Origin of the sequence: Gaetbulibacter saemankumensis DSM 17032 (assembly GCF_000425645.1) — a bacterium.
Lineage (GTDB): Bacteria > Bacteroidota > Bacteroidia > Flavobacteriales > Flavobacteriaceae > Gaetbulibacter > Gaetbulibacter saemankumensis.
Genome location: NZ_KE384430.1, coordinates 1,275,855 through 1,300,238 on the forward strand (window position 1 = coordinate 1,275,855; position 24,384 = coordinate 1,300,238).

23 protein-coding genes are annotated in these 24,384 nt (G+C 34.0%); 6 read left to right on the plus strand and 17 right to left on the minus strand.

Annotation, left to right across the window (positions count from 1 at the left end; all coding sequences use genetic code 11):
- The first annotated feature begins 13 nt into the window (after positions 1 to 13).
- Positions 14 to 1,735 (plus strand): TonB-dependent receptor, encoded by a 1,722-nt coding sequence (locus H611_RS0112405; RefSeq protein ID WP_027138680.1) that lies wholly within the window; start codon positions 14 to 16, stop codon positions 1,733 to 1,735.
- 62 nt (positions 1,736 to 1,797) lie between these two features.
- Here the strand turns inward: H611_RS0112405 and H611_RS0112410 are convergent, their stop codons facing one another.
- On the minus strand, positions 1,798 to 2,493 hold the full coding sequence (locus H611_RS0112410) for a class I SAM-dependent methyltransferase (protein WP_027138681.1): 696 nt from the start codon (positions 2,491 to 2,493) through the stop codon (positions 1,798 to 1,800).
- A 26-nt stretch (positions 2,494 to 2,519) separates the two neighbouring features.
- Between H611_RS0112410 and H611_RS0112415 the strand changes: the two genes are divergently transcribed.
- A complete protein-coding gene (locus H611_RS0112415; protein WP_027138682.1) occupies positions 2,520 to 3,014 on the plus strand; it encodes a YkgJ family cysteine cluster protein in 495 nt (164 codons plus the stop codon).
- A 5-nt stretch (positions 3,015 to 3,019) separates the two neighbouring features.
- Here the strand turns inward: H611_RS0112415 and H611_RS0112420 are convergent, their stop codons facing one another.
- Entirely contained in the window at positions 3,020 to 4,240 is a 1,221-nt protein-coding gene (locus tag H611_RS0112420; RefSeq protein ID WP_027138683.1) for an exo-beta-N-acetylmuramidase NamZ family protein, read from the minus strand.
- An 8-nt stretch (positions 4,241 to 4,248) separates the two neighbouring features.
- Between H611_RS0112420 and H611_RS0112425 the strand changes: the two genes are divergently transcribed.
- Positions 4,249 to 5,484, plus strand: coding sequence for an ABC transporter permease (locus tag H611_RS0112425; RefSeq protein WP_027138684.1), 1,236 nt, complete (start codon positions 4,249 to 4,251; stop codon positions 5,482 to 5,484).
- 85 nt (positions 5,485 to 5,569) lie between these two features.
- Here H611_RS0112425 and H611_RS0112430 read toward each other — a convergent pair whose 3' ends face one another.
- From H611_RS0112430 to H611_RS0112440, 3 genes are all read right to left on the minus strand, one after another.
- Positions 5,570 to 6,364, minus strand: a complete 795-nt coding sequence (locus tag H611_RS0112430; protein WP_027138685.1) for an anti-sigma factor — start codon at positions 6,362 to 6,364, stop codon at positions 5,570 to 5,572.
- On the minus strand, positions 6,365 to 6,895 hold the full coding sequence (locus H611_RS0112435; RefSeq protein WP_027138686.1) for an RNA polymerase sigma factor: 531 nt from the start codon (positions 6,893 to 6,895) through the stop codon (positions 6,365 to 6,367).
- A gap of 96 nt (positions 6,896 to 6,991) precedes the next feature.
- Complete coding sequence (locus H611_RS0112440) at positions 6,992 to 7,606, minus strand: YceI family protein (RefSeq protein ID WP_035483837.1); 615 nt, start codon at positions 7,604 to 7,606, stop codon at positions 6,992 to 6,994.
- Positions 7,607 to 7,729: 123 nt separating this feature from the next.
- Here H611_RS0112440 and hemN point away from each other — a divergent pair, with 123 nt between their 5' ends.
- Together hemN and H611_RS0112450 are read left to right on the plus strand one after the other, a co-directional pair.
- A complete protein-coding gene (gene hemN / locus H611_RS0112445) occupies positions 7,730 to 9,094 on the plus strand; it encodes an oxygen-independent coproporphyrinogen III oxidase (RefSeq protein ID WP_027138688.1) in 1,365 nt (454 codons plus the stop codon).
- A gap of 18 nt (positions 9,095 to 9,112) precedes the next feature.
- Entirely contained in the window at positions 9,113 to 9,946 is an 834-nt protein-coding gene (locus H611_RS0112450; RefSeq protein ID WP_027138689.1) for a universal stress protein, read from the plus strand.
- Positions 9,947 to 10,015: 69 nt separating this feature from the next.
- Here H611_RS0112450 and H611_RS0112455 read toward each other — a convergent pair whose 3' ends face one another.
- From H611_RS0112455 to H611_RS0112505, 11 genes are all read right to left on the minus strand, one after another.
- Positions 10,016 to 11,413 carry a TolC family protein gene (locus H611_RS0112455; RefSeq protein ID WP_027138690.1) on the minus strand — a complete coding sequence of 466 codons (1,398 nt, stop codon included), beginning with the start codon at positions 11,411 to 11,413 and terminating at the stop codon, positions 10,016 to 10,018.
- A 6-nt stretch (positions 11,414 to 11,419) separates the two neighbouring features.
- Positions 11,420 to 12,766, minus strand: a complete 1,347-nt coding sequence (locus H611_RS0112460) for an HlyD family secretion protein (RefSeq protein WP_027138691.1) — start codon at positions 12,764 to 12,766, stop codon at positions 11,420 to 11,422.
- Entirely contained in the window at positions 12,759 to 14,429 is a 1,671-nt protein-coding gene (locus tag H611_RS0112465) for a peptidase domain-containing ABC transporter (protein ID WP_027138692.1), read from the minus strand. Before H611_RS0112465 ends, H611_RS0112460 begins: the two co-directional genes overlap by 8 nt.
- A gap of 203 nt (positions 14,430 to 14,632) precedes the next feature.
- Positions 14,633 to 15,334, minus strand: coding sequence for a sulfite exporter TauE/SafE family protein (locus H611_RS0112470; protein ID WP_027138693.1), 702 nt, complete (start codon positions 15,332 to 15,334; stop codon positions 14,633 to 14,635).
- 1 nt (position 15,335) lies between these two features.
- Positions 15,336 to 15,782: a FixH family protein gene (locus tag H611_RS0112475; protein ID WP_027138694.1), complete on the minus strand. Its 447-nt coding sequence runs from the start codon at positions 15,780 to 15,782 to the stop codon at positions 15,336 to 15,338.
- 106 nt (positions 15,783 to 15,888) lie between these two features.
- On the minus strand, positions 15,889 to 17,313 hold the full coding sequence (ccoG, locus tag H611_RS0112480; protein WP_027138695.1) for a cytochrome c oxidase accessory protein CcoG: 1,425 nt from the start codon (positions 17,311 to 17,313) through the stop codon (positions 15,889 to 15,891).
- An 82-nt stretch (positions 17,314 to 17,395) separates the two neighbouring features.
- Positions 17,396 to 18,319, minus strand: coding sequence for a cbb3-type cytochrome c oxidase N-terminal domain-containing protein (locus H611_RS0112485; protein ID WP_027138696.1), 924 nt, complete (start codon positions 18,317 to 18,319; stop codon positions 17,396 to 17,398).
- Positions 18,316 to 18,501 (minus strand): cytochrome c oxidase subunit IV, encoded by a 186-nt coding sequence (locus H611_RS0112490; protein ID WP_027138697.1) that lies wholly within the window; start codon positions 18,499 to 18,501, stop codon positions 18,316 to 18,318. The genes H611_RS0112485 and H611_RS0112490 overlap by 4 nt, the downstream gene beginning before the upstream one ends.
- Positions 18,502 to 18,519: 18 nt before the next feature.
- Positions 18,520 to 20,712: a cytochrome-c oxidase, cbb3-type subunit I gene (gene ccoN, locus H611_RS0112495; protein WP_027138698.1), complete on the minus strand. Its 2,193-nt coding sequence runs from the start codon at positions 20,710 to 20,712 to the stop codon at positions 18,520 to 18,522.
- A gap of 11 nt (positions 20,713 to 20,723) precedes the next feature.
- Entirely contained in the window at positions 20,724 to 20,909 is a 186-nt protein-coding gene (ccoS, locus tag H611_RS0112500) for a cbb3-type cytochrome oxidase assembly protein CcoS (protein ID WP_027138699.1), read from the minus strand.
- Positions 20,910 to 20,975: 66 nt separating this feature from the next.
- Positions 20,976 to 23,351 (minus strand): heavy metal translocating P-type ATPase, encoded by a 2,376-nt coding sequence (locus tag H611_RS0112505; protein ID WP_027138700.1) that lies wholly within the window; start codon positions 23,349 to 23,351, stop codon positions 20,976 to 20,978.
- A gap of 106 nt (positions 23,352 to 23,457) precedes the next feature.
- Here H611_RS0112505 and H611_RS0112510 point away from each other — a divergent pair, with 106 nt between their 5' ends.
- Positions 23,458 to 24,135, plus strand: a complete 678-nt coding sequence (locus H611_RS0112510) for a Crp/Fnr family transcriptional regulator (RefSeq protein WP_027138701.1) — start codon at positions 23,458 to 23,460, stop codon at positions 24,133 to 24,135.
- 63 nt (positions 24,136 to 24,198) lie between these two features.
- Here the strand turns inward: H611_RS0112510 and H611_RS0112515 are convergent, their stop codons facing one another.
- Positions 24,199 to 24,384, minus strand: coding sequence for a YgaP family membrane protein (locus H611_RS0112515; protein WP_027138702.1), 186 nt, complete (start codon positions 24,382 to 24,384; stop codon positions 24,199 to 24,201).

Sequence of the window (24,384 nt, forward strand, 5' to 3'; positions counted from 1 at the left end):
AAAATATACACATATGCGAAAGCAGATTTTATTAACGGTTTTCACCCTGAGTTTAACCTTGACTTATACACAAAACAGACCAAAAGATACTATAAATACTGGGGTTATCAATGTGGTTAAACCATATTCGCCAACCATTTCAGATGCCTTTAAAGTTAAGGAAAGTCCATCTTTGGCTGATGAAACTACAGAAACTAAGAAGGATATTCAGTATAATATATTTTCATTTCCGGTAGCCTCAACTTTTACTCCTGCAAAAGGTAAGGCTGCAGGTATTGAAAAAGCTAAGCCAGTAAAATTATATGATAATTACGCTTCTTTAGGAGTAGGTAGTTATACCTCGATTTTAGGTGAAGTCTATCTGAATGAAATGATAAGTCGAACCGAAAGTTTTGGCGGGTATTTAAGTCATCACTCCTCACAGGGAGGTATTGAAGGCGTTGAATTCAACGATAATTTTTTAGATTCAAAGGTTAATTTAAATTATTCCAATAAACTGCGTTATATGAGCTGGAAAGCGGATGCCGGATTTCAGTATCAGAATTACAATTGGTATGGTGTTGCTGAGTCTTTTATAGATCAGGCGAAAACAGATAACATGAAGACAAGTCATGCTTTCTATAATGCCCATGTTGGTGGAAATATAACTTTTGAAGATACCTATATAAATTCAGGAAGTATATTATTCAGACATTTTGGAGATAATCAAAGTTCGGCAGAAAATCGATTGTTATTAAAAGGAAAGGTTGATGTGCCGATTAATGATGAAGAAATAGCCACCGAAGTAGTGATTGATTATGTAGGCGGAAAATTTGATCGAAGTTATTACGATATTTCTGAATTGAAATACGGAAACTATCAAATAGGTCTGTCGCCAAGTTATCAAATGACACAGGATGATTTTACTATTAATTTGGGAGTATCATTATTCTATATGAACGATTTTGAAGCTAAAGAAAATAAATTTTATGTATATCCAAACATTTCGGCGTCTTACCGAGTAGCTAATGATGTTCTGGTTGCTTATGGAGGTGTAAAAGGAGATTTAATTCAGAATACATATTTCGATTTTGCTAACGAAAATCCGTTTGTGTCTCCAACACTAAATGTGATGCCAACCGATCAGTTATACAATGCTTTTGTAGGTCTAAAAGGTAAGATATCTAATGCGATGAGTTATGATATTAGCGGACATTATTTAAGTGACAGAAATAAAGCACTATTTATTAATAATGATATTATATCTGAGCCTACACAGAATTATTCTTATGGGAATTCATTCGGAATTATATATGATGATGTCGATACCTTTAGCTTTGCAGGAGAAATACAAGTGGCCGTTAACCGAAATTTTAAACTAGGAGTGAAAGGTGAGTATTTTAGTTATTCAACAAATAGAGAAGCGGAAGCTTGGAATTTACCGGATTTGACAGCCTCCTTATTTTTAGATTATCAAATAGACGAACACTGGTTTACCGGAGCGAATGTGTTTTATGTGGGAGAGCGAAAAGATCAGTATTTTTATAACGATCCATTAATCGCGACCACACCATTTACAGTAACCTTAGACAGTTATTTTGATGTAAATGCTCATGCTGGGTACCATGTAAACGATCAGTTGTCAATCTTTTTAAAAGTTAATAATATTGCAAATAATGCCTATCAGCGTTGGCAGAATTTTCAAGTACAAAGTTTCCAACTTTTAGCTGGAGCAACTTATAAATTTGATTTTTAAGAGGTATTTGTAAAATTGAAGATCTTAAAATAAAAATTCCCGTAATAACGGGAATTTTTATTTTAACTAAGTTTGGCAAGGTAATCGAAGTGCTCACCTTCATAAATTAATTCGCATTTTAGACCTACTGCTTCACAGGCAATAAGCAAGCTGTTAAAATCCATATAAAGCCATTTCATTGGAACTTCATCTTCGCCTTTATAGCTTAAAAAGTAATCTAATTCACCATAATAATTAGCATTGGTATCCACCCAAAATCCGCCGTCCTCATCTTCGTACATATATTTAATATCAGAAGAATCTATTAAAATTTGTCCATCCACTGACAGTAAACTTTTTATATGTGAAAGGTATTTTGAAACCTGATCTAAGGTTTGAAAAATACCTGTGCCATTCATGAGTATTAATATCGTGTCAAATGTGTCAGTTTCATTTAAAATGTCTTTAACTTCGGCATTCACAACACCTCGAAGTCTTGCCACTTCAATGGCCCCGGCAGAGATATCAATGGCTTTAACGTTCATGTCTTTTTTTTGAAGGTACAAGCTATGACTTCCTGTACCACAACCAACATCAAGCGTTTTTCCTCTGGTCATTTTTAATGCCTTTTGCTCTAGTTTTGGCATGTTTTTAAAGTCGCGAAACAAATAGGGTATAGGTAGTTCGTCTTCTTCAGAAATATTTGTAGAAGTTATTATGTCTTCAGTGTAATTTCCTTTTTGGTAGTCTAACAAAGCTTTTCCGAATAAGTCTTTCATCAATAATAAAGTGTTATTTTTGTGCCATGCAAGACGTTATTAAAGAACTTCCAAAGCGGGCCAAAGATAAGCATAACGAGAATAAAAAATTCTTTCGAAAGCTAAAAAGTAAACCGCCTAAAGACTTAGATTATATCATGCAGGAATTGCATGAAGCAGAATTTGAACGTACAGATTGTTTAGAATGCGCAAATTGCTGCAAAACAACAGGACCGTTATTTACGGATAAGGATATTGAACGTATTGCTAAATTTTTTCGTTTAAAACCCCAGCAATTTATTAATCAGTATTTAAGAATTGATGAGGAAAACGATTATGTACTACAGACTGTGCCGTGTACCTTTTTAGGTACCGATAATTATTGTTCTATTTATGATGTACGCCCCAAAGCGTGTCGTGAATTTCCACATACCGACCGAAAAAAATTTCAGCAAATATCTAACCTAACCATTAAAAATGTAGCGATTTGTCCGGCAGCATTTAATATTGTCGAGGAAATGAAAAAACGTATTAAAGGCTAATTGTTTTAGTTGTAGATGAGATATTTTTCTCGTGTTTTTTTAAATTTAATCAATCCTTCCTGCCATGAAGATTTAATTTTAGCTTCGCTTAGTCCGCTTTCAATTTGATTTTGTAATTCTTTAGTGCCTGCTAATTTGATGAAAAAACTATTGAAAAATGCTTCTTGTTTTTCTGTGTTTTTATAAGCTTCAATGAGCCAATTAAGATTTAATTCATTCAAAGAGTTTATCTCTTTTAGGTTTTTTCCGAAGCACATTTTATTTTCATGTTTTGGGTATTTAGCCCCTGCATTTGATTGTGGCGTAAATTCAAAATTAAAGATTGTTTTGTCTAAATAAGGACTCCCAAATATCTGAAACTGACTGTCGGTTCCTCGACCAGCACTCACGTTTGTGCCCTCGAAAAAGCATAAACTAGGGTATAAATTAATAGCCCGGTCGTTTGGTAAATTAGGACTTGGTTTAATGGGTAAACTATATGGAAGGTTATGGTGGTAATTTTTCATTTTTATAACTGTAATATTGCTGACAGCATTGTTTTCTAGCCATTGTTCTCCATTAATCATTTGTGCATATTCTCCAATGGTCATGCCGTGTACAACTGGGATGGGATGCATGCCTACAAAACTTTTGTTTTCTAATTCCAGAATGGGACCATCTACATAATGCCCGTTAGGGTTTGGTCTGTCCAGAATTAATACAGGAATACCTTGTTCCGCACATGCTTCCATAACATAGTGCAAAGTAGAAATGTAGGTGTAAAAACGAGCACCAACATCTTGAATATCAAAAATTACAAGATCTAAATTTTGCAGTTGCTCGGGTTTTGGCTTCTTGTTATTGCCATATAAAGAAACTATTGGAATTCCAGTTTTACTATCAATACCATCCTTAACATATTCACCGGCATCAGCTGTTCCTCTAAAGCCATGTTCTGGGGCAAAGACTGCTTTAATGTTTATTTGTAAAGACTGAAGCGAATCGACTAAATGCGTGTATTCAATGTCATTCTTAAAGATTACACTGGTTTGGTTGGCGACAATACCAATACGTTTCCCTTTAAGTAAAGGCATGTAAGCAGCCGTTTGATTGGCTCCAACAATAATGTTCTCAGTATCGCTAGTGTTTTTATTCAAGTTAATATTGTTGTTTTTGGCTTTAGAAGCACAAGAAATTAGTACCAAAACAAATAATAAAACTGTATTTTTGAACACATTAAATCCCATGATATAATTTGAATTACGAATATTTTTTAGCAAAACGAATAATTGGTAGTAAAGCGTATAAAAGTAGTGTTTCAGCGCCAATAATAAAAATTGGTATTGCAGCTATAGCCATTGGTATTGTGGTTATGATGATTGCGATTGCAACCGGAATAGGGTTGCAGCAAAAAATACGTGATAAAGTGGTAGCCTTTAATGGACATGTGAGTATTACGAATTATGACAGCAATAATTCTCAAGAAAGTATTTTTCCTATATCAATAAATCAGGAGTTTTATCCTGAGTTTAAAACTATAGATGGTATTAAACATGTTCAAGGTGTGGCTTCTAAATTTGGAGTAATACGTACAGAAACTGATTTTGAAGGTGCTTATCTAAAAGGTGTTGGGTCCGATTACAATTGGGATTATTTTAAAGACTTTTTGGTAGCAGGTGAGTTACCGGATTTTACAAAAGAACGAAATGAAGATGTTCTGATTTCTCAGTATTTAGCTAATCGTTTAAAATTTAAGGTGGGTGATACGTTTCAAATGGTATTTCCCAAGGATGATGCTGAGAAATTGCCTAACATAATTAAATATCATATTGTAGGTGTTTTTAATTCAGGATTTCAGGAATTAGATGCTCAGTATCTCATAGGAGATATTCGTCATATCCAGCGCATTAATAAATGGGATGCTGAGATGATTGGGAATTTTGAGGTTTTTATCGATGATTATAGCGAATTAAAACAGAAGGGTATCGAAGTTTATCAAAATACTCCATCCACATTTAATACCCAAACCGTTTCTGATAAGTATGCGTCCATATTTGAATGGATAGGCATTTTCGATAAAAATATTTACGGCATTATAGGCATTATGATTTTGGTGGCCGGTATTAATATGATTACCGCTCTTTTAGTTTTAATTTTGGAGCGTACCCAAATGATTGGCATTTTAAAAGCGTTAGGGAGTAATAACTGGAGTATTAGAAAATTGTTTTTGTATAATGCCAGTTACTTGATTTTATTAGGTTTGTTTTGGGGTAATTTAATTGGGTTAGGTCTTTTGTTTGCTCAGAAGTATTTTAAATTATTCCCTTTAGATCCTAGTGTGTATTATGTGACAGAAGCCCCCGTATTTATAAGTTTGAGTTATGTTATTGGACTTAATGTTGGGACATTGGTATTATGTTTATTAATGCTTCTAGTGCCATCTTACATTATTACTAAAATATCTCCGGTAAAAGCAATTCGTTTCGAATAGTTTACAGTTTTATTTTATTTCGAGGTTGTACCTAATAGGGCTTAGTAAGCAATTTTGGTTATAATAAATTTAAATTTCTTTTTATTTAAGAAGCACTAATAACTCCTAATGTATATAACTGATTCATAGTTGGTGTTTCACTACCTCCAACTGGCTCGAGTGTAATACCAAAGGCTTCACTGTTATTAGGGTTTGTTATTTCAAATATTTTATTGCTATCTTGATTAAAATTATCGATGGTACCTAAACTGGTAGGTGTAAGTGGGTTTAAGGTTAGCGACCATACTTGGTATACTTTGCCTTGCGGTGGTTCTGGCAAGCCTTCTGCGTCTAAAAAGATGCGTTGTGCCTTTTTGTCCCAATAAACCTTGGCAAAGGTATTGGCAAAATTACCTTGTCCGGCTAAAGGTATTTTAAGGATGTTTTCATCGCGTAATACACTAATTAAAGTGTTTGCCTCTTTTAAATTACTTTTTGAATTTTCTATTTGAGTTTCTAAAAGCGATTGTTGTGTTTTACTAATCTGAATATCAGATTGTAATTGGTTATTCTTGTTAGTCGTATATAGTAAACCTAGTCCTAAAACGATGCTAGCAGCCCATCCAGTGTAGGTAATCCAGTTGTATTTGGATTTAGTAATTGTAATTACTTTATTATGGCCTAATTGATTTTTTATTTTTTCAAAAGATTCTATTCCTAAGTCTGATTCAATCGTACTTCCCGTAAGTCTAACAATGGCTGCTTCAATTTCTATAACTTCCTTTTCAATTTCTGGATATTGTTGCATCAAAGAATATACTTCCTGATTTTCTTTTTCAGAAAGCGCTCCGGCTACGTATAGCTCTAAAATTCCAGATTCTATGTAAGCTTTAATATCCATTTATTCTAATACCAGACTTCTTAAATTTTTAATACAGTTACGATTTCTCGTTTTTATTGTTCCGATTGGCATTTCAAGACTTTCAGAAGCTTCAGATTGGGTATAACCTTTAAAATATAGCAATTCAATAATTTCGATACATTTTTTCGATAGCTGTTTTACAAATTTAGCGATACCAATACTATTGGTCGTTTCATCTAGGCTGTCCTTAGTCTCTAAGATATCTACGAAAAAATTTGAATCAAGGTTTTGTTTGGAATTTTTAAATGCTTTAGAGCGCGTTTTATCTATGGCGGCGTTTCTGGCTATGTTTAATATCCATGTAAAAAAACGTCCTTTTTCAGAGGAATAACTTGAGGCATTATTCCAGGCTTTTATAAATACATCCTGCATTATTTCTTCAGCAATATCGGCGTCTCTAACAATATTGAAAATAACACCTCGCATACTTTCGTGATACATATCGTATAAGGTTTCGAAAGCCTTTTCGTCCTTTTGTTTAAATTGTTTTACGAGAGTTTCTAATTGCATTCAAAGGATTTAGAATGTCGAAAGTAATAAAATAATAAGAGAAAAGCGACTTGTGATAAGTAGCTTTTCGTTATTGTAGTAAAAATTTTAATTATTCTAGTTTTTACGTAGATACGTATTTACTTCAATAGCAACATCTTCCCAGGTTTTGCTAACACCATCAGCTCCTTTGTGTAAATCGAAGCAAGCTTTGTTTATAGATTCTACAGCTTCAAGCGCATTCCAATCTTTAAGTTGCATGGTTCCTGTTAGTGTTACACGGCGCTCATCTGCTATACTGAATTCTAAAGGTAAATCGTTCGTTACTCCATTCATTGTAAGTGTTGCCATATATTGGTTGTTGGCAAATTTAATAGTACCTTTAATAAGTTCGGTGTCTAACATGACTCCAAAGAAAAAAGACTTAAGTTTTTCATCCCGACTTGCGTCTTTCGTGAAAAGGCTGCTTACAGGAATAGAAAACGTAAGACCATTTAAAGCTTCTTGAGGCGTTGCCCCCTCTTTATTATCGAACTTTAAGATTTTAAATTCACCACCAACGGGCACTTTTTCGGTTGTTTTATATGCGGTCCATTTTACCGATGTACCTTCAGGTTTTACAATAAATTTTTCAGCTGTTTCAGCTTTAATTTCTTGAGTTTCTTTTTTCTTGTCTTTACATGAAGTGAAAGCAACTAAAACCACTAGTAATAATGTGAATATTTTTTTCATTTTAATGAATTTTTTATTTATCCGAAAGTTATAATTTTATTCAAGCCTGTACAAATTTATACATGACATATATCATTTTTTTACTCTTGCCTGTACAATACTTTTGAACTATAAATGTTAGGTATGTCAAATTTGTTAATTAGTAAATATAATATAGCAGGGCCTCGCTATACGAGTTATCCAACAGTCCCGTATTGGAATCAAGAGACTTTTTCTGAATTAGGTTGGAAATCATCTTTAGTTAAATCATTTAATGAAAGTAATTTAGCAGAAGGAATTAGTCTATATATTCATTTACCGTATTGTGAAAGTTTATGCACATTTTGCGGGTGTAATAAACGTATTACTAAACAGCATAGTGTAGAGAGTCCTTATATAAATGCCGTTTTAAAAGAATGGCAGCTGTATTTAGAGTTGCTTGATGACACTCCTATAATTAAAGAGTTACACTTGGGTGGTGGGACTCCAACTTTTTTTAGTCCAGAAAATTTAACTTGTTTAATTCAGGGAATACTAAAAGATGCCAAATTAGCCGAGGGGTATGAGTTTAGTTTCGAAGGTCACCCGAATAATACAACTAAAGAACATTTACAAGCGCTTTTTAATGTTGGATTTCGAAGGGTTAGTTATGGTGTTCAGGATTATAATGAAACAGTTCAGAAGGCAATTCACAGAATTCAACCATTTGAGCATGTAAAACGGGCTACAGAATTAGCAAGAGAAATTGGGTATACTTCGGTTGGGCATGATATTATTTTTGGTCTCCCTTTTCAAACCATTGAACATGTTGAACAAACTATTTTGAAGACCAAGGAGTTATTACCCGATCGGTTGGCTTTTTATAGTTATGCGCACGTGCCATGGATTAAAGGTAATGGTCAACGAGGATTCAACGATGAGGATTTGCCGACTCCGGAAGTGAAACGCCAACAATATGAATTGGGTAAAAAATTATTGGCGGATGTAGGTTATATAGAGGTTGGTATGGATCATTTTGCCTTACCCACAGATAGCTTGTATAAGTCGATGGTGTCCGGTAAATTACATCGAAATTTTATGGGGTATACGGCATCTAAAACTCAGGCTATGATTGGTTTAGGTGTTTCTTCAATTAGTGATAGCTGGTATGGCTTTGCTCAAAACGAAAAAAGTATTGAATCGTATTATGCACTAATAAATAACAACAAATTACCTGTATACCGTGGACATATTTTAAATGAGGAAGATTTGATTATCCGAAAGCATATTCTTAACTTGATGTGCCAATTTAAAACAACATGGACTAACAATGATTTGTTTTTTGAAGAACTTCCAGATGTTTTAGTAAGACTAAAGGAGATGGAAAAAGATGGGTTGCTTAAAATAGGAAGTAATACGATTGAAGTAACAGCTAAAGGGCAACCATTTGTTAGGAATATTTGTATGGCTTTCGACTTGTTATTGCAACGAAAGCAGCCAGATACTCAGTTGTTTTCTATGACGGTTTAATCTATAAAAACTAAACTCATGAAGAAAATTATTGTCCCAATTGATTTTTCTGAACATTCAGAATTTGCTTTAAAAACGGCAGCTCGTTTAGCTAGAAAATATGATGCCGAAGTATTAGTACTTCATATGCTTGAAATGTCTGATTTAATGCTAACGGCTTCTGAAGGTTTGCAGTATGAAAAAGCTAGTTTCTTTATTAAGTTATCGGAACAGAAATTTGAAGATTTCCTGAAAAAGGATTATTTAAGTGATATTAAGATAACACCCATTATAAAACATTTTAAAGTTTTTAGCGAGGTTGATGATGTGGCCAAAGAGCATCGTGCGGATTTAATTGTGATGGGGTCCCATGGAGCTAGTGGAGTGAAAGAATTTTTTGTTGGTTCGAATACTGAACGTGTAGTTCGTAATTCAGAAATTCCAGTTTTAGTGGTGAAAAATATGCTTAACGATGTTGATTTTAATGATGTTGTTTTTGCCTGCGATTTTGAAGAAGATGCCATTAAACCATATATAAACGCTTCTAAAATGTTTAACTTAATTGGAGGGAAATTGAAATTGGTTTATGTTAATTTACCTAACGAACGTTTTAAAAGCTCGTTAGAAATCGAGAAGCGTGTGGTGAATTTCTTAAACAAAGCAGATGGTAATTTGGATAACCTATCTAATGTAAATTACGTGTCTGATTATACGGTAGAAGATGGTGTTTTAAATTTTGCTTTAAAAGAAGGTGCCGATATGATTGCCATTCCGACACATGGTAAAAAAGGTTTAGCACATTTCTTTGAAGGTAGCATTGGAGAGGATATTGCAAATCATGCAACCATTCCAGTAATGACTTTTAAAATCTGACAAAAATTAATGATAAAGTATGTGTAATTATAAAAAAGAGAGAGCACTTAAGTACTCTCTCTTTTTTTGTTATTCAAATTTTTCTAAAGCTAAAATATTAGACATGCTAGCCTTTGTGTTTAAATAATCTGTTTCTAAAGAGATAGCCTTTAATTTAGCATCAATAAGTTTAGATTCTCTTGAATTCACTAAGAAAAGAGAACTTTCTCCTAAATAGAATTTACGCTCTTCTGCCGTTAGCATAGTTTGGTAATCATCAACAATGGTTTCCAGATAGGCACTTTGAGTTTTATAGGATGTAAGCGTTTGGTTTGTCGCATCAATTTTGTTTTTTAATGCAAGTCGTGTGTTTTGAATTTCAAACTCAGTATCGAGTATTTTCAATTTGGCTAATTTTAAGTCGCTGCGTTCCTTTCTAAGAAATAAAGGTATGCTGACGTTTAATCCGCTTTTGTATGCTGACGTACTAAATGATCTGGCAATTTCGGGGGTCTGAGACAAGAAATTATATTGTAAATCGACCGTAGGTAAGAGGTTATTTATCGATAAGTTTTTTTCAATATTCAAGCTTTGAAGTTTATAATCTAATGATAGCATCTTTGGGTGGTTATCTAGATCTAAACTGGCAATATCAAATGCACTTGTATTAAGTGTTTGGTCTATTATATCGTTGGTAGTAATGTCTGGTATGATATGATCGCGAATTTCTACCGGTGTATCTTCGCTAAGCCACAGGAAATTCGATAATTCTAAAGACGCTTTTATATAATTTATATTTGCTTTTTCTAAACTTAATTTCCTGTTATTAAGGGCAATGCGTGCTTCAAGCGTGTCTATAGCCGGGGCTTCGCCAACTTCATAGTTCTTTTTAATACCGTTAAAACGCATTTCAGCATTATCTAAAAAATCTTCATAGACACGTTTTTCGTTATAGGTTTTAAGCCAATTAAAATAGGTTTTTGTAGCATCAAAAAGAATGTTGTTAACGAGTAATTGGCGGTCGGCTTTTGCTTGGTTATTAAACATTTTTGCCTGTTTTAATAAGGCCATACGTTTATTAGTTAGTAAGCCTTTTGCTAGCGAAATTGATACGCCAACACTATATAAACCATCATCGGGAACCGTGTTTTCAGGGTCGAGGTAATAGCCTGTATTTTCTTCAAAATTACCTTTAAACTCAATACCATACCAAGTAGGAATCTTGAAGGCAGCATTTAACTTATCGTAATATTCGGTACCTTTAAACTTCTTTCTAGCATAATCAACTTCAAATTTTGGGTCGAAGGCTCCTCGTGCTTTCATGAGTTTTATTTCTCCCTCATTTACCACTAAGTGAGCCTGCCTTACTATTGGGTGAAAGGATTTTACATAACCTAAATATTCCGAAAGGGTAATGACAGATGTGCTGTCCTGAGCCCATAAAAGCGTACTTGTAAAAAATAATATGCCTATAAAGAAAGCTCTCATTTAATATTATTTTTTAGTTGTTGAGTTACTTATTGGTTGATAATAATTAGGAGGGAAGCTGTTAATCTGCCTCCATAATTCAAACCAAATAGGGACATCTTCTAGCAATGCAATAGTTTTAGCCCCTGATCCAATGCGAACTGCTTGAGGCCATTTATGATCGGTTTCGTCAGGTGCAAGTAGAATACGGTATTTACCATTTGGACTGATAAAGTTTTCTATAGCAACAATCTTAGCGCCATACGTTCCGTAAGAGACATTGGGCCATCCGCTAAAAACGATAGCCGGCCATCCATCGAATTGAACACGCACTTTTTCACCTATGTGTAGCAGTGGTAAATCGATAGGTTTTACATACGTTTCAATAGCCATTTGATAATTTTCGGGCATGATACCTACAAGGGACTCACCTTCTTTAAAGGTAACACCAATACCTCCGGTTAATGCCTTGTTTATAAATCCATTTTGAGGTGCCGTTACGTACAGTAAACTATTTCTTTTTTTATAATTAGAGTATGAATTTTCTAATTTAGAAACTTGAGCCTCGGTGTCAAAGGCACTTGACTTTGCAGTGTATAAATCACTTTGTGCTTTCGATATTTTATCGGTATATGATGCTTTAATTCTGGATAGTTCTATCTCAGCATTTAAAACTTCATTTTTACTTCCTAAAAATTTATTTTCTTGTGAAATAATTTTAGCTTGAGTTTCCTGAAGTTTTAATCGTTTTTCTTCTACATCTTTTACGGCTTTAAGACCTTCTGATTGAAGCGTTTCAATACGATTGTATTGTCGTTCAGCAATGCTAATATTTGTTTTAGCTGCTTCTAAATCTATACTGTCACTTTTAACTTTTAAACGAGCTTGTAGCAGCTTATTTTTTGTTTGTTCAATTTTTAAACTACGCTCTTTAGTAAGGGCTACAATTTGTTGACTTAAGGCTTTTACTTTATTATTATAGGCATCTAGACTGGAAGATTTCGAATTAATCTGGTCGTTGGTACGTTCCATTAATTTATCATCGAAATATTCACTTTTTACTTCCGAGATTCTTAAAATAGTATCACCTTCTTTTACATAATCCCCCTCTTGTACATACCAAGCTTCAATACGTCCCGGAATTGGTGACTGTATAGTTTGAGGTCTGTGGTTTGGTTTAAGAGTTGTGACCTGTCCTTGCCCAGTTATATTTTGAGTCCAAGGTAAAAACAGGATTATTAGTAAAATAATTCCTAGTGCAAGTAAAAATCTATTAAATTGTTTGTAATAGGCTTTGTTAAAAATGGTTTCGGTCGATTTAAATTGCATGATATCAACCTTAGTATTCAGTTTGTTATGTGTAATATTAAGCATTGTATCTAGTTTTAATTCGTCCTTTATCTAGCTCGATAACCTTATTGCACTTCGAGTTCCAAATAGGATTGCCGCTAACAACAATTAATCCCCAAGGCCTTTTTTTATCGGCTAAATAATTAATTATAGCATTGGTTTCTTTAGGGTTAAAACGATCTAGAGCGTCTTCTAAAATTAGTAGTTTAGGTTTTTTTAGAATTGCTCTGGCCAATACAATTTTTTTCGATACGGTATGTGACATGCGTTTACCGTCTGGATATAATATGGTATGTAATCCTTTTGGCTGATCTTTTACGTATTCAATTAGTCCAACATTTTCTAATACATGAAATATTTCTTTGTCGGTAATATTAGTGTTACCGAAAGTCAGGTTGTCTTTTATGGTGCCTTCAAAAGGAGTTTCTTCGGTTAAAGATAGGCCTAATAAGGCTCGGTAATCGTTGGGTTTAATACTTTTAATAGAGAAGTTGTTAACGTGAATATAACCAGAAGTAGGTTCATTAATACCAGCTATGAGTCGTAGTAATGAAGATTTACCGGCACCGCTTTCACCCAATAACAGCACGCGGCTTTGTTGGTTAATTTTTAAGTTAATGTCATCTAGAATATGTACATCCCGATCTGGTACGTCATAATATACGTTACGAAGTTCTAAGTCTAACTCTGTATCTGCTAAGATGTTTTCTCCCGTTTGATTTTCTAAATCTATATCGACAATCTGACCAATTTTCTCAATAGAGGTAAGTACATCGTAAAAGGATTCTAAGCCTATAATGAGTTTTTCAACCGAACTTATAATAAGTAATATAATAATCTCCGCTGCAACAAATTGTCCAATATTCATTTCCTGCGTGAGGACTAAGCCACCACCAATAAGTAATAAACTAGCCGTTACAATAACTTTAAAGCTTATCATTTGAATGAATTGTAGCATTAAAATTTTGAAATGACCTTCTCTTGATTTTAAATAGTCTGCAACCAAAAGGTCGTTTTTCGATACCGCAAAATTGGTATTTCCTGAAAGTTTAAAACTTACTAAGCTCCTTGCTACTTCCTGAATCCAATGTGCAACACGGTACTTGTCTTTGGATTCTTTTAAGCTGGTTTTTAATCCTTGTCTTGCTGTGAATCTAAATATGACCAAAATAAGGGTTAAAAGTAATATCCCGAAAAATATAAAAAACGGATGGTAGAATGAAAGCAGTATTAATGCAAATATAATTTGTAATACAGCTGTAGGTACATCTATTAGAATTTTAGCCAAACCTTTTTGAATTATTAAGGTGTCAAAAAATCGATTTGCTAATTCTGGTGGGTAATAGTCTCTTAAATGTGACATTTTTATTTTAGGAAATCGAAAGGATAATTCAAACGAAGCACGTACAAAAATTCGTTGTTGGATAGTTTCAATTATGCGTAATTGCATCAAATGTAAACCTCCTGAAAAGGCGGTTCCAGCAGTAACTAAAATAACAAGAACAATCCATGAGGTCGAAACCTGAGCTCCTTGAATTAAGTTAATGATAGCTTGAATACCTAAAGGTAATGATAAGGCAACAATACCTGAAAAGATGGCGTAATAAAAGACTTGCATAAGGTCGCGTCGTTCAAGTTGGAGTATCCCCATAAAACGTTGCCAAGGAGACATATTTGATTCTGTCATATTTGTTATATTATGATATCTTAAATTGAAATAGTAGTGACAGGTATTATTTGTCTAAAACTGATCTAGATGCCAAATGCATTATTTACAGTATCCTACATAAATTTCAATAAGAACTAATCTTTCGTTAAAATCAACTGTAATACTATAAAATAGTCACGAAATTATTGGCTAAATTATCGAATTTTAACAATAATTTCTAATTAGTGACAGTTTATTTCACTGGATATAACATCATGCACAGGAGTTGGGGAAATGTATGGAATTCCAAGGCCTAAACCCCTAAGTATAAAAATAGCTCCAATTAAAACTACAAAAACAGGAATGACTTTTTGTATTTTTTGCTTCATAGAACTTTTTAAAAACTGACTAAAATAAATGGCAGAGGTCATTAGAGGAATGGTTCCCATACCAAAAAGAATCATATAAAGGCTGCCTTTTAGTGCCGCACCCGAGGCTATAGCTGCAAAGATGGCCATGTAAACCAGGCCACAGGGTAAAAAGCCATTTAAAAAACCAATGGTTAAAAAGGTGTCGTTAGTTTTCTTTTTTAAAGCAGTTCCCAGGGCTGACTTAATTTTCGAAATAAGTCTGTAAATAGGTTTGGATATGTTGTAATTATTAAGCGTATTCTGAGGAACGATTACAAGAGCAATCATTAAAACACCCACAATAATAGAGAGTTGTTGTTGAAATCCGAATAAATTTAAACTTTTACCAATAAGTCCAAAAACCAGACCAATTATAGCATAAGCCATAATGCGTCCAAAATGATAAATAGTAATTTGGGATAGTTTTTTATAAGCATTCGTTCGGTCTACAGGAAGCATAAAAGCAATAGGTCCGCACATGCCGACACAGTGGAAACTCCCCAGAATACCAAAAATAAATGCTGAAACTAGCATATTAATAATTTATTGTTTCTTTGTATAAATAGGCTTCATTATTGTATTGCCAATCAATTTTTATGTTCCAACGACCATCTACCAAACGTTTGTCAGGTATGAGCAAATAGGGTTTAGATAATGATATTTTAGTATCAAAATCTAATTGTTTGTTAGATGGTCTATATAGGAACACATGTCCGGTAACTTTTGTAATGTCAATATTTTGTGGAAAAGCAATTAGTAAGCCTTCATCTGTTTTTTCATAACTTACATTTTCGCTTAAATTTTGAGCGTTTTTAAGTTTGTCAATATCTTGCTGAAAATGTAGTTCTTCACCATAATAATCTTCAGTTACTAAATCGTGATTGTACTTAGAGTCCACATTCATGGTTATAATGAAATACATAATAAAGCTAATAAAACCTATAAAAGCTAAAACAATTCCTGTTCCCCAATTTATTTTCATAACTATTTGTTTTTTTATTTAGGCATTACCCTTCGTACCTTGGGTCGGGCTTTCGGAAGTCGCTCTTTTTAAGGAGCTTCAACAATTCCTCAATCCCTAATGCGACTTACCTAAAACGCCTTGGGCCTAAAAAGTTGGCCGTGGTCGTTTCAATAAGTTCATCGCCTTTAAATACCCCTATTTTAATTTTATTTCTATCTCCTGTTAATACCATATTATTAATTTCTATAAACAAAGTGCCTTCAGCCATTCCTTGTTTTGGCACGGTAAAATCATCGCTGGTAGCAACCAGTTTTAGTTCTCCTTTGTGCGAAAGCAGTTTAAAGCTTACATCGCTTATATCTTTGTTGGTTTTATTAACAAGTTTGTAGGTAAACACATTGCTAATAATATTGTTGTCTTTGTGTTCGTAAAGTTGGCCTGGTAATCGGAGAACCGTCGCTTCAACTTCATTTCTTAAAAACAGCATACCGGTTAATAAACCAATTAAAATGGTTAATACCGCTATGTAGCCTTTCATTCTGGCAGTTAGTTTAAAAGGCGTTTTGTTTTCAATGTTATCTTCACTGGCGTAACGAATAAGTCCTTTTGGCTTATTAATGCTTTCCATAATGTGGTCACACTCATCAATACAGGCAGTACAGTTCACACATTCTAATTGGGTACCGTTTCTTATATCGATTCCCGTAGGACATACATTTACACACTGAAAACAGTCAATACAGTCACCATAACCTAGGGCATCACGATCTTCATTTTTTCTGAATTTCTTTCTGCCATTTTCGCTCTCACCACGTTTATGGTCGTAAGCCACGACAATAGATTTGTTGTCTAGTAAGGCACCTTGAAGCCTTCCGTAAGGACAGGCTATGATGCAAACCTGCTCTCTAAACCATGCAAAAACAAAATAAAAGACTGCTGTAAATATTAATAATGAAATGAGGGTACTAATATGGCTTGTAGGACCATCGGTTATGTATTCAATTAATTGATCACTTCCTATGAGGTAGGCTAGAAATACATTTGCTATTAAAAACGAAATGAATAAAAAGATTAATAGTTTCAGTCCTTTTTTTCTAATTTTTTCAGCATTCCAAGGTTGTTTTGCAAGGCGTAATTGTTTACCTCTATCGCCCTCAATCCAATATTCAATTCGACGGAAAACCATTTCCATGAATATGGTTTGTGGACATATCCAGCCACAAAAAATACGACCAAAAGCTACGGTGAACAGGGTGATAAAAACCACACCTATAATCATAGAAATTACAAACAAATAGAAATCCTGTGGCCAGAAGGGGAATCCGAATATATTAAATCGGCGTTCTAATATATTGAACAATAGAAACTGGTTTCCGTTTATTTTTATAAAAGGTGATAAAAATAAAAATGCTAGTAATAAATAGCTAACCCATTTTCGATATTCATAAAATTTTCCACTTGGTTTTTTTGGATATACCCATGCACGTTTGCCCTCTTCGGTTACCGTGCTAATAGAATCTCTGAATATTTCATTCTCTGGGGTTTCCATGGCTTTTTTTAAAGTTAAACCAAGATTACCTTAATGTCTTATTTGTATAATGGTAACCTTGGTTTCTTGCTATTAATAGTCCCTATTCTGAGACAGTTAATGAATCAGCTGTTGTTTCTTGTGTTTCTGCCGATTCACTCACCCATAAATCTCCTTGTGGATCTTTTGGGTTTGCTGGTGTGGTACCTTGTAAGCTTAATACATAACTCGATACCTGTGCTATTTCAGATGGTTTTAATTGCTGTTTCCAGGCAATCATGCCTTTTCCAGATCTACCACCTTCACTAACTGTTTTAAAAACATGTTTTATGTCTCCACCTAAAATCCAGTATTCATCTGTTAAATTGGGGCCAATTCCGCCACCACCATCAGCCATATGACAAGCCACGCAATTTGTCTCGTATATATTCTTTCCTGCTTCTAAGTCAGATGCATCGGTAAGTAAGGTAACCGTATTAATATCTACTAAATCTTTTGCTGTTTTTTTATAAGCTTCTATAGCTGCTTTTGCTTCGGCTAATTCTGTGTCTAACTCATCGAACTGACTAGGGCCATTAAATACATGGAATCTTAATAAATAAATAGCAGCAAAAATAATGGATATATAGAAGCCGTATAGCCACCAAGGTGGTAAATTGTTGTCTAATTCTTTTATGCCATCATAATTATGGTCTAGTATAATTTCATCTTCTTCTTCAATAGGTTTAGATCCCAGAAGCTTTAAATATGTTTTTTTCAACCAAGTAAATTGTTTACTACTCGCTTTTTCGGCTAAAAATCGTTCTTTGGCTTCTTCATCTAATTTTTGAAGCATTACATTTTCTAGGGCACTAATAATGGCTTCAATAGCAATTAAAATTAAAAGTACCAGAAGAAGGAATAATGCGACTGCAGGGTATTCTACAAAAGCTGGTTTATCACCAGAATCAATAATATATTCTGTAAATCCAAAAATGATGAAAAATATAAGTGGTACACGTATCCACGATGGAATTAATTGTCTCATGATATGTCGTCGTTTTGGTTGTCTAATGGCATGTTGCTTACTTTATTGATGTAGTCTTTTTTAGCAGTAAAAACCCACCAAAAGAGAATTACAAAAAATGAGAAAAAGATAAGTAGCGATATAATCGGGAATATTTCTATTCCAGAAATGCTATCCATATAGTTTTTTACAAATTTTAACATGGTTATTAGTTTTGATGGTTAATTCTGTACTGTTTCAACTTTAATGTCGGTTCCTAAGCGCTGTAAGTATGCTATAAGAGCAACAATTTCTCGGTCTTTCATTTCTGTGAAATCTTGGTCATTTTCAGCAGCATATTTTTTGTCTGCTTCATAAGAAGCTACAAAATCGGGGTCGCTATATAAGTTTTGTTGAATTTGAGATCCTTGTTCAGTCATGCTTTGTTGTGCATTGGCAATGTCCTCCTCAGAATAAGGTACCCCTAGAGAGACCATAGCTTTCATTTTAGCCTCTGTTTGAGATTTATCTAACGTACTGCTACTACCAGTAATTAGCCATGGGTATCTTGGCATAATAGATCCCGATGAGGTACTTTGTGGATCGTACATATGGTTAAAGTGCCAGTTGTCTGAATATTTACCGCCAACACGATGTAAATCTGGTCCTGTACGTTTACTACCCCAAAGGAATGGATGGTCATAAACATATTCACCTGCTTTAGAGTACTCTCCATAACGTTCTACTTCACTTCTAAAAGGACGTATCATTTGTGAATGACAGCCCACACAACCTTCACGGATGTAGATATCTCGTCCTTCTAACTCTAATGGGGTATAAGGTTTAACACTGGCAATAGTCGGGATATTCGATTTCACCATTATGGTTGGTACAATTTGAATGATACCTCCAATTAGAATAGCAATAGTTGCTAATATGGTTAATTGAATAGGTCTGCGTTCTAACCAGGTGTGCCATCCTTCATTAGCAGTACGTTTGTTGGTAACGCGTTCTAAAGCAGGAGCTTCTGCTAATTCGTCTTCTACTGTGCTACCTTGTTTAATGGTTACTATAATGTTATAAACCATAATAAGCATACCAGTAATGAATAAAGTTCCACCAATAGCCCGCATCCAATACATTGGAATAATTTCTGTAACAGTTTCTAAGAAGTTACCATAAGTTAATGTGCCATCTGGATTAAACTGTTTCCACATACTTGCTTGGGTAAATCCAGCGACATACATTGGAAGAGCATATAAAATTATACCTAAAGTACCAATCCAAAAGTGTAAATTGGCCAATCCAATAGAGAATAATTTAGTTTTAAATAATCGTGGAACCAGATAGTAAATCATACCAAAGGTCATAAATCCATTCCACGCTAATGCACCCACGTGTACGTGTGCAATAATCCAGTCTGTAAAGTGGGCAATAGCATTTACATTTTTTAAAGATAGGGTAGGCCCTTCAAAGGTAGCCATACCATAACCTGTTATAGCTACTACCATAAATTTTAAAACAGGGTCAGTTCGTACTTTATCCCAGGCACCACGTAAGGTTAATAAACCGTTTATCATACCACCCCAAGAAGGCATTAGTAACATAACAGAAAAGGCCACCCCTAAGTTTTGAGCCCATTCTGGTAACGCCGTGTATAATAAGTGGTGAGGTCCTGCCCAGATATAAATAAATATTAATGACCAGAAATGTACAATGGATAATCTATACGAATAAACCGGGCGATTCGCTGCTTTAGGAACAAAGTAATACATAAGTCCTAAGAATGGTGTAGTCAGGAAGAATGCTACCGCATTATGTCCGTACCACCATTGTACTAAGGCGTCTTGAACGCCGGCATAAACCGAGTAACTTTTTAAAGCACTAACAGGCAATTCTAAACTGTTAAAAATATGAAGTACCGCTACCGTAACAAATGTGGCTAAATAGAACCAGATAGCTACGTACAAGTGGCGTTGCCTTCTTTTTAAAATAGTACCAATTAAATTCCATCCAAAAACAACCCAAACTAAGGCAATGGCAATATCTATCGGCCATTCTAATTCGGCGTATTCCTTAGATGAGGTGTAACCTAACGGTAGGGTTATGGCTGCTGCAACAATAATAAGTTGCCATCCCCAAAAGTTTATTTTACTTAAGGCATCACTAAACATACGGGCTTTAAGTAAGCGTTGGGTTGAATAATAAACACCCGCAAAAATCGCATTACCAACGAAAGCAAAAATGACAGCATTGGTGTGTAACGGGCGCAATCTACCAAAACTTAACCAGGATATCCCATCGGTAAGATTAGGGAATAAAAACATAAAAGCTAGTAAAAGTCCCACTAGCATCCCTACAACACCCCATAGCATCGTTGCATAAATGAAGTTTTTTACGATTTTGTTATCGTATTGAAATTGTTGTATTTCCATAGTACTATTGATTATTCTTTTTTGGTTAGTATAGATTTATTGGATTTGGTTTTAACGAGTTCGTCTTCAAAAAGCATGCGTACCGAAGGGGTGTAACTATCGTCATATTGTCCATTTTTCACAGCCATAATAAAGGCGATAAAAAAGACAATAGCTACAACTATACTAATAGCTAGTAAAATATAAATAACACTCATACCTAATTGAAGTTATTGGTCAAAAGTAAAATCAAGTCTTCTTTAAAAATATGATATTTATCATGTTTAATCTAATTTATTGCCTAATAAATTGGTAATCAGGGTTGTGAAAACAACAATACTTATAGAACTTAAAGGCATTAATATGGCTGCAAATACAGGCGTTAGCTGCCCAGTAACTGCAAAGTATAAACCGATAATATTATATATGAAAGAAAGTGCAAAACTCCACTTAATTACATTAATGGCTGACTTCGATAATTTTATATAATTGTATAATTCTTTGAATTTTGATGCGTCTAGAATGGCATCGCAGGCGGGTGAGAAGACATTGACATTTTCTGATATTGCAATGCCAACATCACTTTGAGCTAAGGCGCCTGCATCGTTTAAACCATCACCAATCATAAGCACATGTGCACCTTCACTTTGATGGAATTTTATATATTCCAGTTTATCATCTGGTTTTTGGTTGAAAAGCATTTTTGTTTTTGTAGGTAATAATTTGGTGAGATTTTCTTTTTCGCCTTCATTATCACCAGAAAGAATTACCAAATCGTAGTCTTTTTTTAATTTGTTGAAAAGTAGAGCTAATCCTTTTCTATAGGCATTGTAAAAGGTAAATTTACCTTTATAGGTGTTATTTGTACTAACGTATACCGATGTATTTAAGGTGTTTGTTTCTTGAGTTTGCCCAACAAATGGTGCCGACCCGATCTTGATGTTTTCATTTTTATAACTAGCTTCAATACCTTTTCCTAAATATTCTTCATAAGCATCTAGGGTAAGAATATCATGTTCATCTAAAATTTGATATAAAGTACGACTTAATGGATGATTCGATCCTCGTAAAGTGCTTTTTAAGAGGGATTCTTCATCTTTTGTTAATTCTAAGCCTTCATAATTAATTTTAGTTTCCTGATTAGTGGTAATGGTACCCGTCTTGTCGAAAATTAAGGTGTTTATTTTCGCTAATTGTTCTATAACGTTCGCATTTTTTAAGTAAAACTTCTTTTTACCTAATATACGCAGTATGTTGCCAAAAGTGAAAGGCGCAGCAAGAGCAATGGCACAAGGGCAGGCGATAATAAGTACCGAAGTAAATACGTTTAATGCAAGGGAAGCATCATAAATTAACCAGAAGGAGGTACTTATAAGAGCGATAAATAAAATAGCAATAGTAAAGTTTTTACTTATTTTATTGGTGATGTTTGTAAAAGCTAAAGATTTATCTTTTTTAAAGACGTCATTACTCCATAACTGGGTCAGGTAACTTTGTTCTACCGATTTTAAAACATCTACTTCAATACTTCCAAAAAGTTGTTTTCCACCAGCAAATAATTTATCTCCCGATTGTTTTGACACGGTTTTAGATTCACCCGTAACAAAGCTGTAATCAATTCGAGCTTGCCCCTTTATTAAAATACAGTCGACAGGAATTAGTTCTTCATTCCTAATGAGTAAACGATCGCCCTTTTTTATATCATAAACCTGAACAGACTCTTCAGATCCGTCATTGTTTATTTTCGTAATGCCTATGGGGAAATAAGACTTATAATCTCTTTCGAATGATAAAAAAGAATATGTTTTTTGCTGAAAAAATTTTCCAAGTAATAGGAAGAATACAAGCCCTGTGAGGCTATCGAAGAATCCTGAGCCGGTATCTAAAATAATTTCGGTAGTACTTCTTAAAAAAAGTACAACAATACCCAGGGCTATTGGAACATCTATATTTAAAAGTTTCGAGCGCAATCCTTTGTAAGCTGAAATAAAATAATCTTGAGCAGAGTAAAATACTACAGGTACAGAAAAGGCAAACATAAGCCATCGAAACATAGGTTTAAACTGTTCTAGCCAAAATTCACCCACTTCAAAATATTCAGGAAAAGATAAAAACATAACATTTCCAAAGGCAAAACCTGCAATCCCTAATTTATAGATTAGGCTTCGGTTTACCTGCTTTTTGCCAACACTGTAATCGTCTAAACTGATGAATGGTTCATAGCCAATGCTACTTAATAAAGTCACTAATTCTTTTAAGTTTAATAATTCTGCATTGTAGGTAACTCGAACTGTTTTTTTTCCAAAATTTACTGTGGATGCTGAAACGGCCTGATGAAGTTTGTTGAGGTTCTCTAAAATCCAGATGCAGGAACTGCAATGGATATGAGGTATGTATAAGGTAACAATTTGTGTATTATCGTTGTTAAATTCTAAAAGCTGATCTACAATCTTTTGGTTTTCTAAAAAGTTGTACTTGCCTTCAATATCTTTAGGCGTAGAACCGGGTGCTTGCTGTAAATCATAGTAGCAAGTTAAATCGTTTTCTGAAAATATTTCATAAACCGTTTTACAACCTGTACAACAAAATGACTTGTCGTCTAATTTAATATTTGAAGTGCTTGCATCTAACCCGCAATGAAAACATTCTTGCTTGTTCATTATATAATTTGCTCATTTAATACCTGTTGCAAAGATTACAAGTTATGAAAAAATTAAATATGATATTTGTTATGTTTTCTTTAATTTTACATGATAATTATAGGGTATGGGAAAGTGCGAGCAATGCATAATAAAACAATTTAATTCGCTAAAGTCTTTAACCAAAGATGAGTTAGTACGAATTTCTAGTTGTAAGACTTCAAAAGTTATAAAAAAAGGAGAAGTCATCTTTGAAGAAGGGGAGATGGTTAACGGGGTGTACTGTGTTAAAGATGGTATATGCAAATTGTCTAAATTAAGTGAAAACGGCAAAGACCAGATTGTGAAAATGGTGGTTAAAGGCGATTTACTTGGGCAACGGTCTTTGGTTACCGATGAAGCTTCAAACCTTCAGGCTGTAGCGCTTAATGATATGGAGGTGTGTTTCATTCCGAAAAGTGAAATTATAAGTGATCTTCAGAAAAACCCTAATTTTTCTTTTGATGTGCTTAAAAGCATGGCCAATGATTTAAGAGAAGCCGATGATATTATTGTAAATATGGCCCAGAAATCTGTTCGCCAGCGTCTGGCTGAAACGTTGGTTTATATTCATAATAGTTTTGGAGTTAATCCGGATAAAACTCTGAGTGTATTGCTTTCTCGGGAAGATTTTGCAAATATGGTGGGGACTGCAACAGAGTCTGCTATTCGTGTGTTATCTCAGTTTAAAAAAGAAGGCTTGATTTCGACTAAAGGAAAGCAAATTAAAATTGAAAATTTAGACGGATTAAAACGCGTTGAATAAGGTTTTGTTTCATTTAAGAAATAAAAAAGGTTCATCTATATAGATGAACCTTTTTGTTTTAGATTACTTTTTTGCTCCCAATTTTAATAGGATGGTTTCTAGTAAGCACCATTTTGTAAAGGCAGACTGAATAAGATTAGCTCCTATAAATACGGTGAACCATAACCAGTTTGTATTCACGTACACCGTTAAGACAACACTTAATATAATGAATGTGCCTACAATAACTCTAAAATATGTGTTTAACAT

Coding starts and splice junctions, on each gene's coding strand:
- H611_RS0112405 (WP_027138680.1), top strand. CDS start 14: ATGCGAAAGCAGATTTTATTAACGGTTTTCACCCTGAGTTTAACCTTG.
- H611_RS0112410 (WP_027138681.1), bottom strand. CDS start 2,493: ATGAAAGACTTATTCGGAAAAGCTTTGTTAGACTACCAAAAAGGAAAT.
- H611_RS0112415 (WP_027138682.1), top strand. CDS start 2,520: ATGCAAGACGTTATTAAAGAACTTCCAAAGCGGGCCAAAGATAAGCAT.
- H611_RS0112420 (WP_027138683.1), bottom strand. CDS start 4,240: ATGGGATTTAATGTGTTCAAAAATACAGTTTTATTATTTGTTTTGGTA.
- H611_RS0112430 (WP_027138685.1), bottom strand. CDS start 6,364: ATGGATATTAAAGCTTACATAGAATCTGGAATTTTAGAGCTATACGTA.
- H611_RS0112435 (WP_027138686.1), bottom strand. CDS start 6,895: ATGCAATTAGAAACTCTCGTAAAACAATTTAAACAAAAGGACGAAAAG.
- H611_RS0112440 (WP_035483837.1), bottom strand. CDS start 7,606: ATGAAAAAAATATTCACATTATTACTAGTGGTTTTAGTTGCTTTCACT.
- hemN (WP_027138688.1), top strand. CDS start 7,730: ATGTCAAATTTGTTAATTAGTAAATATAATATAGCAGGGCCTCGCTAT.
- H611_RS0112450 (WP_027138689.1), top strand. CDS start 9,113: ATGAAGAAAATTATTGTCCCAATTGATTTTTCTGAACATTCAGAATTT.
- H611_RS0112455 (WP_027138690.1), bottom strand. CDS start 11,413: ATGAGAGCTTTCTTTATAGGCATATTATTTTTTACAAGTACGCTTTTA.
- H611_RS0112460 (WP_027138691.1), bottom strand. CDS start 12,766: ATGCTTAATATTACACATAACAAACTGAATACTAAGGTTGATATCATG.
- H611_RS0112465 (WP_027138692.1), bottom strand. CDS start 14,429: ATGACAGAATCAAATATGTCTCCTTGGCAACGTTTTATGGGGATACTC.
- H611_RS0112470 (WP_027138693.1), bottom strand. CDS start 15,334: ATGCTAGTTTCAGCATTTATTTTTGGTATTCTGGGGAGTTTCCACTGT.
- H611_RS0112475 (WP_027138694.1), bottom strand. CDS start 15,782: ATGAAAATAAATTGGGGAACAGGAATTGTTTTAGCTTTTATAGGTTTT.
- ccoG (WP_027138695.1), bottom strand. CDS start 17,313: ATGGAAACCCCAGAGAATGAAATATTCAGAGATTCTATTAGCACGGTA.
- H611_RS0112485 (WP_027138696.1), bottom strand. CDS start 18,319: ATGAGACAATTAATTCCATCGTGGATACGTGTACCACTTATATTTTTC.
- H611_RS0112490 (WP_027138697.1), bottom strand. CDS start 18,501: ATGTTAAAATTTGTAAAAAACTATATGGATAGCATTTCTGGAATAGAA.
- ccoN (WP_027138698.1), bottom strand. CDS start 20,712: ATGGAAATACAACAATTTCAATACGATAACAAAATCGTAAAAAACTTC.
- ccoS (WP_027138699.1), bottom strand. CDS start 20,909: ATGAGTGTTATTTATATTTTACTAGCTATTAGTATAGTTGTAGCTATT.
- H611_RS0112505 (WP_027138700.1), bottom strand. CDS start 23,351: ATGAACAAGCAAGAATGTTTTCATTGCGGGTTAGATGCAAGCACTTCA.
- H611_RS0112510 (WP_027138701.1), top strand. CDS start 23,458: ATGGGAAAGTGCGAGCAATGCATAATAAAACAATTTAATTCGCTAAAG.
- H611_RS0112515 (WP_027138702.1), bottom strand. CDS start 24,384: ATGTTAAACACATATTTTAGAGTTATTGTAGGCACATTCATTATATTA.